General features: G+C 42.3%; 12 protein-coding genes. 1 reads left to right on the top strand and 11 read right to left on the bottom strand.

The window, feature by feature from the left end:
- Window positions 1–73: 73 nt before the first annotated feature.
- The 11 genes from purL to H140_RS0100740 form a co-directional block, all read right to left on the bottom strand.
- Entirely contained in the window at window positions 74–4075 is a 4002-nt protein-coding gene (gene purL / locus H140_RS0100790; protein WP_019671750.1) for a phosphoribosylformylglycinamidine synthase, read from the bottom strand.
- A 395-nt stretch (window positions 4076–4470) separates the two neighbouring features.
- Window positions 4471–5145: a CDP-diacylglycerol--glycerol-3-phosphate 3-phosphatidyltransferase gene (gene pgsA, locus H140_RS0100785; protein ID WP_019671749.1), complete on the bottom strand. Its 675-nt coding sequence runs from the start codon at window positions 5143–5145 to the stop codon at window positions 4471–4473.
- Window positions 5146–5224: 79 nt separating this feature from the next.
- On the bottom strand, window positions 5225–6211 hold the full coding sequence (locus H140_RS0100780; protein WP_019671748.1) for a class I SAM-dependent methyltransferase: 987 nt from the start codon (window positions 6209–6211) through the stop codon (window positions 5225–5227).
- Window positions 6212–6239: 28 nt separating this feature from the next.
- Window positions 6240–7091: an undecaprenyl-diphosphate phosphatase gene (locus H140_RS0100775; protein ID WP_019671747.1), complete on the bottom strand. Its 852-nt coding sequence runs from the start codon at window positions 7089–7091 to the stop codon at window positions 6240–6242.
- 57 nt (window positions 7092–7148) lie between these two features.
- Window positions 7149–7865, bottom strand: a complete 717-nt coding sequence (gene tsaB, locus H140_RS0100770) for a tRNA (adenosine(37)-N6)-threonylcarbamoyltransferase complex dimerization subunit type 1 TsaB (RefSeq protein ID WP_019671746.1) — start codon at window positions 7863–7865, stop codon at window positions 7149–7151.
- Window positions 7866–7927: 62 nt separating this feature from the next.
- Entirely contained in the window at window positions 7928–8623 is a 696-nt protein-coding gene (locus tag H140_RS0100765) for a YidB family protein (RefSeq protein WP_019671745.1), read from the bottom strand.
- Window positions 8624–8878: 255 nt separating this feature from the next.
- Complete coding sequence (locus H140_RS0100760; protein WP_019671744.1) at window positions 8879–9304, bottom strand: protein YgfX; 426 nt, start codon at window positions 9302–9304, stop codon at window positions 8879–8881.
- Window positions 9305–9452: 148 nt separating this feature from the next.
- Window positions 9453–9716: an FAD assembly factor SdhE gene (locus H140_RS0100755; protein WP_019671743.1), complete on the bottom strand. Its 264-nt coding sequence runs from the start codon at window positions 9714–9716 to the stop codon at window positions 9453–9455.
- A 175-nt stretch (window positions 9717–9891) separates the two neighbouring features.
- The gene (gene folP / locus H140_RS0100750; RefSeq protein ID WP_019671742.1) at window positions 9892–10797 is read right to left on the bottom strand and encodes a dihydropteroate synthase; all 906 of its coding nucleotides are present in this window, start codon (window positions 10795–10797) and stop codon (window positions 9892–9894) included.
- Window positions 10798–11145: 348 nt separating this feature from the next.
- Window positions 11146–13041: an ATP-dependent zinc metalloprotease FtsH gene (ftsH, locus tag H140_RS0100745; RefSeq protein ID WP_019671741.1), complete on the bottom strand. Its 1896-nt coding sequence runs from the start codon at window positions 13039–13041 to the stop codon at window positions 11146–11148.
- 580 nt (window positions 13042–13621) lie between these two features.
- On the bottom strand, window positions 13622–14254 hold the full coding sequence (locus H140_RS0100740; RefSeq protein ID WP_019671740.1) for an RlmE family RNA methyltransferase: 633 nt from the start codon (window positions 14252–14254) through the stop codon (window positions 13622–13624).
- A 263-nt stretch (window positions 14255–14517) separates the two neighbouring features.
- Between H140_RS0100740 and H140_RS0100735 the strand changes: the two genes are divergently transcribed.
- The gene (locus H140_RS0100735) at window positions 14518–14853 is read left to right on the top strand and encodes a YhbY family RNA-binding protein (RefSeq protein ID WP_019671739.1); all 336 of its coding nucleotides are present in this window, start codon (window positions 14518–14520) and stop codon (window positions 14851–14853) included.
- Window positions 14854–14858 lie beyond the last annotated feature (5 nt).

The following is a 14858-nucleotide window of genomic DNA, read 5'->3' as shown; positions in this document are numbered from 1 at the left end:
TGACTCACCTTTTATAATCCACCCCAGCCCTCCTTTGTAAAAGGAGGGAGTAGAATCTATTCAGAGGCTTAAACTAGCGTAACCAAGCTCTCGCGTTGCGGAACATACGCATCCACGCACCGTCATCTGCCCACTCGTCTGGCTTCCAGCTGTGGTTGACCGCACGTAGCGTACGCTCAGGGTGTGGCATCATTAATGTCACACGACCGTCAGTGCTACAAATACCTGTCACACCACCAAGTGAACCGTTCGGGTTCAGTGGATAAGTTTCGGTTGGGTTACCTTGACTATCAACATAACGCATCGCAACTTGACCATGATTTGCCATGCCATCAATATCCGTCTGATTTAAGGTGGCAAAACCTTCACCATGCGCCACAGCGATAGGTAAAATGCTGTCTTGCATACCTTTTAACAAGACTGACTTGGTACGCTCAATCTTGACATTCACAGTACGAGCCTCAAAGCGGGCTGACTTATTATAGGTAAAGCGTGGGAAGTTTTCCGCACCTGGAATTAAGTCTTTTAGCTGCGCCATCATCTGACAACCGTTACACACGCCCAAGCTGAAGGTATCAGGGCGAGTAAAGAAACGCACAAACTGCATGCGTAGCTCATCATGGAATAAGATTGAGTTTGCCCAGCCAGAGCCAGCACCCAATACGTCACCATAACTAAAGCCACCACAAGCGACCAGACCGTTGAAGTCGCGTAAGTCAATGCGACCTGCCAGCAAGTCACTCATGTGAACATCTACCGCATCAAAGCCTGCACGGACAAAGCCTGCTGCCATTTCTAACTGACCGTTCACCCCTTGCTCGCGTAAGATAGCGACTTTTGGCTTGCTTGGACGGCTGTTTAAATATGGCACTTCCACTTTTTGATTTAAATCAAAGTTGGCTTGAGCAATCAAGCCATAATGAGTGGGGTCTGCAATCAAGTCAAACTCTTGCTGTACACAGGCTGGGTTATCACGGCGCTTAGCGATATGATAGCTTACTAGCGACCAAGTTTGTTGTAAGTCACTGCGGCTAAATACAAGGGCATTATCAGCTTGATGCTGCGGCGTTATAATAGTTAGCTGGTCTTGATTAGCACCACCAATTGGGGTTGCAAAAGTTTGACCAATTAAGCTTAACATCGCTGACACCTGGTATTCTTCAGCCAATGCTGTTACAGCCTCAATATGCTCAGGCAATACCTGAATCACTGCACCCAACTCTTCAGCAAATAAATGACCTAGAAAATTATCATCATTTAAATTTAGATTGATCGCCAAACGGTTGGTGAACTGCATTTCAGCGACCGTTGCCAATAAACCACCATCACCAATATCGTGATAAGCACTGATGACACCCTGTTTATTCGCAGCTTGGATAAAGTTAAAGAAACTCACTAAATCTTGTGGATCTTCTAGATCTGGGCATTCATTACCAAGTTGGCTTTGAGTTTGCGCTAAGATTGAACCACCAAGGCGCAACTTACCACGTGATAAGTCTAAGCGATATAAGCCTGCGTCTGCATTTTTTAGCTCAGGAGTTAGCGTTTTATTCACATCTTGTACTGGTGCAAATGCAGAGATGACTAAGCTCATTGGGCTAACGACTGATTTTTCCTCACCCTCATCTTGCCAGTTGGCACGCATTGATAGTGAGTCTTTACCTACTGGAATGGCAATGCCTAACGCTGGGCACAGCTCTTTACCTACCGCATAGACGGCATCATAAAGTGCGGCATCTTCACTGTCATCACCACAAGCCGCCATCCAGTTGGCAGATAAGGTAATATCTGAAATTTTGTCAATACGGGCACCAGCAATATTGGTAATGGCTTCTGCTACCGCCAAACGTGCTGAAGCCGCTGGACTAATTAACGCCACTGGTGGACGCTCACCCATACTCATTGCTTCACCAGTATTAGACAGCAAGCCTGAGCTGGTTACTGCACAGTCTGCCACTGGTACTTGGTAACGACCTACATACTGATCCTGAGTCACCATACCAGTAATCGAACGGTCACCAATGCTAATTAAGAATGACTTGCTAGCAACGGTTGGATGACGTAGTACATCATGTACCGCCTCATTGATTGCAACATCATCAAGCTGTAAAGAGGCAAGCGCTGTGTCTTTACGCTCAAACTCACGCTTCATCTGCGGCGTACCACCAAGCAACACTTGCATTGGCATATCAACTGGCTGATCCTCTAATAACGCATCATCAACTTGCAATTGACGAATCTTAGTGGCTGTTCCTAAGATGGCATACGGGCAGCGCTCACGCTTACAAATGGCATCGAATAACTCTTGGCTCTCAGGACGAATCGCAAGTACATAACGCTCTTGCGCTTCATTCGACCAGATAGCCATCGGTGACATGCCCGCCTCTAGTGACGGAATACGGCGTAGGTTCAAATGTGCGCCCATCTCGTGGTCATCGACCAGCTCTGGCATCGCATTTGATAAGCCGCCAGCACCAACATCATGGATTGAGACAATTGGGTTACCATCTTTGCCAGCATTGCTCGCTTCAATATCATCACCGGCCAGTGCCCAGCAGCGGTCGATAACTTCCTGACAGCGGCGCTCCATTTCTGCGTTATCACGCTGAACTGATGCAAAGTCCAAGCCTTCATCAAGCTCACCACTGTCCACTGAAGATGCGGCACCGCCACCCAGACCGATTTGCATCGCAGGGCCACCAAGTACGATTAGTAAATCGCCTTCTTGGATGACATTTTTTTCAACTAAGTTACGTTTGATGTTCCCGTAACCACCTGCCACCATCATTGGCTTATGATAACCACGCATTTCGCTACCGTCTTTGGCAGCGCTGGTGTCTAGCTGGAATGAGCGGAAATAACCACACAAGTTTGGACGACCAAACTCATTGGAGAAGTTGGCTGAACCTAATGGCGCTTCGGTCATAATCTCTAAGCTTGACGCCATACGGTCTGGCTTGCCATAGTCTTTGCTATTGACCTGACCTGACAGCTCCCACTTTTCTGGTAAATCTGGCAGATGTAGGTGTGAAACGTTAAAGCCCGTTAATCCAGCTTTTGGCTTACCACCACGACCGGTCGCACCTTCATCACGAATTTCACCGCCAGCACCCGTTGACGCACCCGCATACGGAGCGATTGCAGTTGGGTGGTTGTGGGTTTCGACCTTCATTAAGATATCAATATTTTCTTCATGGAAGCCATATTGATGCATCTCTGTCGATAGTAACTCATCACTTAACTGTGTCTGTGGCAACGGATAAAAACGCTGTTCTTTAAAGCCTTCCATCACAGCAGCATTGTCTTTATAGGCTGACAAAATACCTTCTGGACTGACTTTGTGGGTATTTTTAATCATCTGGAACAGCGAGTTTGGCTGCACCTCACCATCAATCGTCCACTCTGAGTTAAAGATTTTGTGACGGCAATGCTCTGAGTTGGCTTGCGCAAACATCATCAACTCAACATCGGTTGGATTGCGTTTTAACTCATCAACATAAGCGTTCATTAGATAGTCAATATCTTCTGATGATAACGCAAAACCAAATTGACGGTTGGCTTTCTCTAATGCTTCACGACCTTCACCGATAATATCAATATGTTTGAGACGCTCAGGCGTGTGGTCATCAAATAACTGCGCCAGCTTGTTAAGATCATAAACCAAGCTTTGAGTCATGCGATCGTGCAAAATCCGCTCAGCTACAGCTGGCAATTTTTCAGGTAAATTGTCGCCTGTTAAAGTAAATACAATAACCCGCTCAATACGCTCAATATCCAACTCACAGTTGTTAAAGATATCCGTTGCTTTACTAGACCAAGGAGAAATCGTTCCAAAACGAGGACTAACCACAACTTGGCACTGATCCGCTTCTGGCGTGATTAAGTCAACATCTTTACCTTGATTAAGCAAATCTAACGCTTTACTGCGCTCGGCTTGATTAAGCTCACGTGACAGGACGTACACTTGTTGGGTGTTGATGCCTGTTACATTCAATGCCGCTTGGCTATTTAACTGTTCAATCAGTTGATTGGTTTTAAATTCGGTTAAAAAACGGTGTCCAGCAAGGATCATCATAAGGCAATTTCCGCAGTATCTAAATGGGTAATAAGTGGGATAAAGTAATTAGGGAGTTTTAGGGTCTATTATAACAAGATATTAAGATAAACGTGGCACATTATAGTTGTAGTCAGATAAATGAGTTACAAGGCAACCGAGTGCAATTACTACTGAAGTAGGCTAAACGAGGTTAACGCTGTAACTCTTTTATATGGCTGTGACTATATCGTGTGAGAAAGTATCCGCTAATGCAAGTAACTCTGTATTCTGTGCATAAAACAACAAAACGCCCTAAAGCAAATTAGAGCGTGAGATTGGTTTGATTGATTTTGATTATTTTGATTAAAATGAGTGCTATCAAATTGGCTTGGATTGTTTGGCTTAGACTGTTTAGTTTAGTCTATTTGTTAACGCTAATTTTGTTTTAAATAAGGCCAAGCAGCACGCATATAAATCATCATCGACCATAAGGTTAGTACCACAGCCGCTACCATCAACACATAGCCGATGGTTTCTAATGACTCAATGTTTAATAATAACACTGTGATAGATATCATCTGAAACGTGGTTTTTAATTTGCCCACATAAGACACCGCCACACTGGTACGTGCGCCAAGCTCCGCCATCCATTCACGCAATGCGGATACCGCAATTTCACGTGAGATAATCACAATAGCAGCAATCGCCATAATGATATTCGGATGCCACTGCACCAAGACAATCAAAGCTACTGCTACCATGAGCTTATCAGCGACAGGGTCTAAAAAGCGACCAAATGCAGAGACAATATTCATTTTACGAGCCAAGTAGCCATCAAGCCAATCAGTAATAGCCGCCAATACAAACAATAAGGTCAAAATCAAATGACGTAACATACTGTCACTAAAAGCGGCCATGTTCATACCAATATTGGCAATAGCATTATCAGAAATCATAGGCACGCCTATACCTAAAGCAGGCGGCCAATAAGCAATTGCCACAAACAAGGGGATCATTGCAATACGGGCAATGGTCAGATTGTTTGGCAAGTTAAAGATGCTTGCTTCTTGATTTGACTTTTGATTTGGCTGTGGAGATAGTTGAGTCATAATAAGTTTCAAACAGCATTTAAGTGATGGCTAGCTTAGCATTAATCACATTAATTAGTAAGCCTCTAGCCAAACAAGGCTAAATATGAGCAAAATATGCATCAAAGCGTAGCACATCATTTTGCCATTGCTCATCTGCTTTTATATTGGCAAAAAGTGGCGCTGCTACTGGCCGCTTAACCACTACCCTCCCTGCTTTTGTTAAACCATCGATAGCCCCAACACTAGCTAATGCTAGCTGAAGCAAAGTTTGCTCTTCTTCGCTATTAGGTGGTAAGGCAATCTTATGCAGCGCCTGCATATGCTTACCTACTTTTGCGCCTTTACTATTACCTTCTTTATTTTTTTTATTTTTTTTATGGTTGCTACTACTTGTATTAGCATGATCCACTTTATCTTTTCTAGCATGAGTATAACTATTATCTGGAAACATAGGATCTAAATACACCACATCAAACACAGTTGATAACGATGTTGGCGTTGAAAGTGAAGTAGCTATTGAAGCTTGTGACAGCTGTTGCATATAATCTACCGCATCAGCACAATATATTTCAAGCCGTTGCATCAGCTTTTTCCAGTTAGGTTCTATTGCCATCGACTGTTGTTCATACAGTAATAATAATGCCATAATGGGATTGCGCTCAAGCATTACCACCTGCGCTCCAGTACTAGCTAAGATTAAACTGTCATGACCAAAGCCAGCAGTGGCATCCAATACTCGCTGACCTTCATTGAGCTTACACGCTTGCAATAACAACTCAGACTTGCGTCCAGCACTGACCACACGTCGCTGTAAGCTATGCCAAGCAGGTGCAACGCTCATCTGCCCAGTTAATAATGACAGCTGTCCTTTGGCATCAAACATAAGCATAGGCTGCTTATACTCAGCACAAAGCTGTTTACGTAATTTTTGATTGATTTTTTGCTCAACGGCAACTGGCGTTAAGGTAAGCGGTATGTTTGCCTTAGCTATCAGTGCTAAAAGGCTATCGACTCTTTGTTTTGATAGCGTTATTGGATAAATTAAAGGGACATTCGCATGCCTGTTTGTAGTTGTATTCGTCATCTGACAAGTGCTACCTTTTTGTGACAAACTAACCCTCAATGTTATAGCCAAATAGCCAAGACACCATTAATACCAGCACACCTGTCACAATGCGTAACCAAGCAAAAATCGTAAAATCACGGCGACTGACCCAATCCACCAACCAGCGGATACACAGTAGCGCAATCACAAAAGACACCACGATACCTACTGCTAATACCAACCAATCTTGGCCACTGCTCAAAACATCTTTATGCTTTAATAGATCTAATAGACCAGCACCAACAATAACAGGTATCCCTAAAAAGAAAGAAAATTCAGCCGCTGCCTTACGAGAGACACCCAGCCAAAGTGCACCAATAATGGTTGAGCCTGAACGTGAAGTACCTGGAATCAGTGCTAAGCATTGAAACAGACCAATCATTAATGCTGTTTTTAAAGTGACGTCTTCAGCCTCTTTAGCAATAAGGTCAATCTGCTTGCGTTCAACATAAAATATCAGTAATCCCCCAATGATAAGCATCATGGCAACCGTATAGGGATTGAACAAATATTGCTTGATTTGATCTGCCATCGTGAAGCCAACAATCATAACTGGAATGGTGGCTACAATTAGACTCAATCCTAATTGACGTGGGTTGGTCAGTGTATTTGCACCTTCAGACTTACCAGTAATTAGTCCCATTAAAGCATGCCATAGCCGTCCCCAATACTCATAAATGACAGCCAAGATAGCACCAAGCTGAATCACAACAATAAACAAGTCTGCTTTATCTTTCGTCCAAAACCCCATAATATCAGCAGAAAGAATTAAGTAGCCAGTACTGGATATGGGTAAAAATTCAGTAATACCCTCAACGATACCCATGATAATGGCTTGCAAGATGAGTAATAAATCCAAAATAAATGCTCACTATAAAGGTTTGATAACTAAGATAAGAAGTTTATATGATAAAAATCAAGCTTTTCCCTGCTGTTTCAAGGTTTTCCAGGCGTCATTACGCAAGTATACTGGCAAAGCCTGCTCTGCTGGAACACCGCCAAAACGGTGATAATGAGCAATACCAAGCTTTGCCAAGCTTAACGCATCTGGATAGACATCTGGATATAGACGTTGTCCATCATGAGCAGTCAGCAACGATGCGCCATTGCCCGCGATTGCTAAGTGTTTGGCGGTTGTCTGCTGATAATCCATTAATTGTTCTGGTGTTTCATCAACTAGGCTCATGACCGCCTGCGCCTTTATTCCTTCTGCTATATTGATATCATTTTTCTCGCAGTATTGCAGTTGATACTCTGCAAAATAAACTTGATTCATACGTGCATCTAACGCTGTATACACTCGCTCAACGCCGTATTGGTCATGCGCAGCTTGTGCAATAGCCGCCAAACTCGACACACCAACACAAGGTAAATCATGAGCCACAGCTAATGCCTGTACCACCGCAGTATTGATACGAATACCACTAAAAGGACCTGGACCACGATTAAAAATTAACGCAGTTAAATCAGCAAGCTTAATGCGTGCTTGCTGTAAAGCCGCATCAATCATTGGCAGTATTTGCTGAGTTTGCTCACGTTTCCCAGTTTGAGTATGGCAACTTAAAGTCTGCAATTGCTCATTGACGATTGCCACTGAGCACTGATCAAAAACGGTATCTACTGCCAAAAACATGATGGCCTCTTTGCTATGATTATTTTTAATATAAAACTATTAATACGGAAGCTAAACGCTGGCTATTTAGGCAATACTGCTGAAATCTGACTTAAAATATCACTAATTTCACTATTGGCTTGTTGTTCTTGATCCAGACCTCCAGTTGGCGTCAATTGATTGACAATTTCGGGCAGTAGCTCAGCCAAACCTTGACGTACTTCAGTTTCATCTGCTCCAGTATGTTGACACACATGCTCAATCTCTTTGTCGTCAAACAGCTTGTTGATTTGATTGGGGTCAAGATTTTGATTTTCGGTGTCTGTGCTCAACCAAGACTGAGCTTGGTCTGCAAAGCCCATTTGCTGTATTTTTGACAAAGCGCCAGACAAACCACCATTACGCTGAATCCAATTAAGCACAATGGGCAGTAGGCTAGCTACCAACATCGCTTTTCCACCGCCTCCAGAACGTGCCGTATTGGTATTCCCTAATACACTGCCTAAGATATCACCAAGACCACCAGTACTGCTAGCTTTTCCGCCCAGTTGACTATTTATAATACTACCTAGCACATCATCCATATCAAAGCCACCGCTTTGAGTATTTTGCTGACTTTGAGTAGTGTTATTTGCACCACCAAGCACGCTACCTAGAATGTCACCTAGGCCACCTGTGGCACGAGGTTCAATGCGCTGGTTTACCGGATTACGCTTACTGTCTTCTGGATCTAGTGCTTGACGGGCAACTTGGGTAATTAAATTTCCTAATAAGCTCATGACTTCTCCATTTTTTATTAACTTTCACTAAGGGCTGCTAAACATTCATCTTCGTAGGAAAATTTGGCCTGTTTTTTACACGAAAATTATTTTTTAAACCCAGACTACTTTTAAACCTGACTGCTTTTAAACCTAACTGCTTGTAAACCTGACTGCTTGTAAACCTGACTGCTTGTAAACCTGACTGCTATTGAGCGCATATACTGAATATTCAACAAACCCTAATCAACTTTAACCTATCAACACAAACTCAACTCAACGGCTAAGCACTTTTAGACATCGCCAAACGTCAGCTGATACTTGATCTTGCCAGATAACAACCATTTTTTTACGTGCGCTAGGATATTGAGTTTGAAATGTCAGCAACACGCAATAGCGCATACTTTGAATTGCCAGCATTTGCGCTTGCCATAAGATAGGCTTATCATATCCAGGATACAAAAGTTGCCACTCACCACGACTGGCATTGACATCAACCAAAGTCATATGCAGTGGTTGATTACGCATTCGCATCACTACCAGTATATAAAGCATCACACTGATTAGACTAACAGAAACCATCCAAATCCAGCTGACATCAAGGGTAAATAAGACACCTAAGCTCAATAACAAAAGCATCATTCCATATATATGTTGGAAAATACTAAAGCGCTTGATATCGGTGGCCAATTTCCTACTCATCGCCTAATCTTCCTGATTTTTCCAGTTTTCTGCTCTATCATCGTAGTTATATATATGCCTGTATGTTCTATCCTGTCTTGAGCAGATAAAGTGCTAGATTTTCCTTATTAATAATACGCACTAGCGTATGGATAACAGGCATTCACCACTAGTCATACTGTAAACTCTTTAATTTCACAATTAATTCTGCAACTTTAGTATCTTCTGGGGTATCTTGATTCATAAAGAAGTTTAATAAATCAGGATCTTCATAGGTCAACAACTTAGCGAAAGTGGCCTGCTCATCAGTATCAGCAGTCAAATAGTGTTGCTTAACGTAAGGGTCTATATAAAAATCTAACTCTTTTAACCCTCTGCGTGCTTGATAGATGACTCTTCTTTGCTCATTGGTTGGTTCAGGTTGAGTGCTCACACAACTTCTCCTATAACAAGATTTCTTCACTCGCAACTTTGTTAAACTTATTTCGTTTAAAGCTACATTCGTTAAGCTCAATATGTTGCTGATATGTCTTTAAATTTGCAACCTAACACAGTCTTTAGTGACTTCTAGTATTTAGTGACTTCTAGTATTTAGTAACTGATGGTCTTTAGTGACTGGCAGTATTTAACTGCTGCCACAGTGCCAGCCCTTGCATGGTCAATCCCACATTATGAGTACGCACAATACTTACCCCTTGCTGGTACGCTAATAAAGCCGCTGCCATACCGACCCCATCTCTATCGATGACTTGGTGTTCAGCAAAGGCTGGCAACTTAGTATTGGTCAGCACCTCACCCAAAAAACGCTTGCGTGAAACACCAAATAAAATAGGTAGCTGCAACTTATGTAACTGAGTAAGTTGATTTAAGAGTAGTATATGATGATCATAATTTTTGGCAAATCCAAAGCCTGGATCTATCACAATATTACTACGCTTTATCCCTGCTTGCTCAGCTTGATCAATAGCTACCGTTAGCTCTGAGATAACCTCAACCAATACATCTTGGTATTGTGCCTGCATATTCATGGTAGTTGGTTCGCCGCGCATATGCATCAAGATTACTGGGATATCAAGCTTGGCCGCCATCTGCTGTGCACCCTGACGCCTTAGTGCGCGGACATCATTCCAAATATCAGCACCTGCCTGCACTGCCTGCTCGATAACTATTGGTGAGCTGGTATCAATTGAGATCCAAAGCTGCTCACCAAACCGCTGCCGAATAGCCTCTACCACTGGCACCACGCGCGCGCACTCATCTTCGCTACTCACTGCACTGGCGTTTGGTCTAGTAGACTCACCACCAATATCTATGATGGTCGCTCCCTCATTGAGCATTTGCTCACAACGGGCTAGCGCTGCTTGTACTGTATTATACTGGCCACCATCAGAAAAAGAGTCAGGGGTAACATTTAAGATACCCATAATATGGGGCTTAGACAAGTCTAACTGCTTTTGAGTACCACTCAAAGTTGTTGTCGTGAGTTGATGTTGAGGTAGATTGTGTAATTGCATGACTGTATCTTAGGATAGCTTATCTTGTAATGAGTAAAACCAATACCCCATTCTTCACTTATTACAACCCAATGTAGGCTGGTACTTTTAGCCCAGCGACACGTATTTTTAACCAAATATGCTGGGCTAAAGCCACAGCCTACACAAAGAGTTGAGAGCGAGGTACCAATATAAAATTTAAAACAATAAATATCGAGTATTCTAACAGATATCGACTAATAAGACGGTGTTATTCTACCCTAAGGTTGTATGCTCATCGTAAAAAAGCCCTTTCAACCATACTGAAAGGGCTTGATAACTGAAAGGGATTGATAATAACTAGGATTCGATCAAATTAACGAGACCATACTACATCGCTGGTAATGGCGGTGGTGTTGGTCCAGATGATGTGCCTGTTTCTACCTCATCTTTTGGTGGAGTCACATCTTTTTCATCTTGATAGACACGTGGCTCACGTGGCTCATTTCCTGCTAAGATATCTTGCAATTGATCTCTATCAATAGTCTCCCACTTCATCAGCGCATCGACCATGGCATGCATTTTATCTTTGTTAGCTTCAATAATTTCACGTGCAATATCATACTGCTCTTCTAAGATGCGACGAATCTCATCATCCACTTTTTGCTGCGTTGCTTCAGAGATGGTACGTGCTGCTGCACCAAAGTAGCCTTGAGCTTCTTCGTCTTCATAGACCATCACCCCAAGCGCATCAGACATACCATATTTAGTGACCATCGCACGTGCCATTTTCGTGGCACGCTCAAAGTCGTTTGAAGCACCTGTTGTTTTTTGATTCACAAACACTTCTTCTGCGATACGACCACCAAATAAGATGGCAATATCGTTCAGCATTTTTGCTTTATCCAAGCTAGTTTGGTCAAATTCAGGTAACTGCCAAGTAACCCCTAGCGCCCAGCCACGTGGCATAATGGTTACTTTATGCACAGGATCTGTGCCTGGTAACATTTCGGCAACCAACGCATGTCCTGCTTCGTGATAAGCAGTTGCACGGCGCTCTTCTTCACGCAATACCATAGACTTACGCTCAGGACCCATAAATAGCTTGTCTTTGGCATCCTCAAAGTCATTCATATCGACACTGGTCTTATTACGGCGGGCCGCAAACAAAGCTGCTTCGTTAACTAGGTTAGCCAGCTGTGCACCACTAAAGCCAGGGGTCCCACGTGCAAGCGCATTTACGTCAACACCAACAGTTGAAGGTAGCTTACGTAAGTGAACTTTTAAGATCTCTTCACGGCCTTTGATATCAGGTAAGCCAACATGTACTTGACGGTCAAAACGACCTGGACGCAATAAGGCTTTATCAAGCACATCAGCACGGTTGGTCGCTGCAATCACGATAATACCGTCATTACCCTCAAAACCGTCCATTTCAACAAGCAACTGGTTCAACGTCTGCTCACGCTCATCATTACCGCCACCCATACCGGTACCACGACTACGACCAACGGCATCGATTTCGTCAATAAAGATAATACAAGGCGCATTTTTCTTGGCTTGCTCGAACATATCGCGCACACGTGAGGCACCCACACCAACAAACATCTCAACAAAATCAGAACCAGAAATTGAAAAGAAGGGTACTTTGGCTTCACCAGCAATGGCCTTAGCAAGTAAGGTCTTACCTGTGCCAGGTGGACCTACCATCAAGATGCCGCGTGGTATGGTTGCACCTAAGCGAGTAAACTTATCTGGATCTTTCAGAAAGTCAACAACCTCAACAACTTCTTCTTTGGCTTCTTCGGCACCAGCCACATCTTTAAAACTAACTTTAATCTGATCTTCGCCGAGCATTTTGGCTTTAGATTTACCAAAGCTCATCGGGCCACCTGCTTTACCACCTGCACCACCTTGCATATTGCGCATGAAGAATAAGAAGATACCGATGATCAATAGCACAGGAAAGCTTGCAATTAACAACTGCATCATGATGCTTTGGCGCTCAGGCGCAGCTGCCTGTACTTCGACATTATGCGCTCGCAATGTTGGCATAAGCTCATCATCAGCCACCGCAGGAAGAACGGTCTCAAATTCTGAGCCGTTAACTTTTTCGCCAGTGATTTGCTCACCGTCAATCTTGATGCTTTTTACCTGATTTTCTGTGACTTGAGTTACAAACTCAGAGTAATTGAGCGTATCAGGCTCATTACCACTATCAAAGTTGCTAAATATCAGCACTAATATACCGATAACAACTAGCCACAATAAGGTATTTTTTACCATGTCGCTCACAAGCTATACCATCCCTTACTTGTTGATGTATTCAAAAAAGTTGACCTGTTCAAAAGGTTTAAAACTTAATATATTCAAAAAAGTTCTGTTTCAAAAAATAAATGTGTTCAAAAATGTGTCATTAAATTTGTGGTTTATTTACTGCGCACTCGTCCTCAAATATGATTACAATGACAGTTTATGAACTGTTTTTTAGTTAGCAAATTATAACATGAGGTACAAAAACAAAAACCGCTCGTCACTTTTCGTCACCTAGTTAATACACCTGGTTAGCTTTCTGTCATTTAAGGTCAGTAATAACCCTTTCATTCTATCCATTTTTTGATGTTACGGGTATTAACCAGCATTTATTACTAGTATTTCTTAAAAGCTATCTAATAGATATCAATTAATCTAATAATTATCAATTAACTAAATCAATTAATGACGATCGCTTTTTATGCCTTTATGCCTTTTTATATCTATAACTATCTTTATTAGGTCACCTAGGATATTTATCAAGCATAAAAATGACTATTATGCCCTAAATATGTCAAACAGTATGTTAAAACAACATAAATACCAATAAATCTTATTTGGTAGCGACCCAAAATACTTCTTTTGAGCGTGGTCGTGAAGCACTTGGCTTAATGGTTCGAACTTTGGAGAACTGTGATTGCATATCTTTACGCAACTCTTGCTCACCTTTACCTTGGAATACTTTCATGACTAGACTGCCATCTTTTGGTAAAACTTTTAGAGCAAAATCGACTGCCAATTCGCACAAATACATCATACGTGGCTGATCAATAACTGCATGACCTGAAGTATTGGGTGCCATATCAGATAGCACCACATCCACCTGCCTATCTCCTACCTCATTCATTAATTGATCAAAAACTTCTTGCTCGCGAAAGTCGCCTTGGATAAAGGTCACGTTTTCCAAGGCATCCATTGGCAGAATGTCTGAGGCAATCAAAATCCCATCATCCCCAACCAATCTACCTGCTACCTGAGACCAGCTACCTGGAGCACTGCCTAGATCTACAACAGTCATACCCTTTTTTATTAGACCCATTTTTTCATTAATTTCAAGCAGCTTATATGCAGCCCGTGCACGATAGCCTTCTTTTTGCGCCAATTGCACATAGTGATCATCAAGATGCTCTTTCATCCAAGCCTTGCTACTTTTTGATAAGTTTTTTTTAGTAATACGGGTTGCCACTAAGTTCCTCTCTACCTTTGTTTCTATAATTCAGTTTCTATAATTCAGTTTCTATAATTCGCTGCAAAATATATGGTTAAAATCAGTGATTATCAATTCTAGCATTAATTTGGAGACAACAAGACAAATAGTATGCAACAGACTTAAACTTTCTTTATAATGGTCGGCTTGAGTCAGCCTTCGTCGCTTGCTCAAGGTTGAATTTTCACGGCTGGTATAGTTAGGCCTAATAATTAATACTGAAATCAATAAATCGAGACATTATGAGTGCAACAAATAACAAACGTTCAACGTTAGATAATACCGAATTACGCCGCTTAAAAGGCATAGGTCACGAGTTAAAGCCTGTGGTCACCGTAGGAAGTAAAGGCTTGAGTGAATCTGTACTTGAAGAGCTTGAGCGTGCCTTAAACGATCATGAATTGATCAAAATCAAAACACCGCCAGGCAGCAAAGAAGATCGTGATGCTTTTTGTGCTGAGTTATCACAAAAAACTGGGGCGCAGCTGATTCACAGTATAGGTCGTATGGCACTATTATTACGCCGTAATCCAAACGCCAACCCTAAATTATCTAATTTAAGCCGTTTTAGCGAATAATGTTC

This window comes from Psychrobacter lutiphocae DSM 21542 (assembly GCF_000382145.1).
Classification (GTDB): Bacteria; Pseudomonadota; Gammaproteobacteria; order Pseudomonadales; family Moraxellaceae; genus Psychrobacter; species Psychrobacter lutiphocae.
This window is presented reverse-complemented; position numbering and strand designations above follow the sequence as displayed.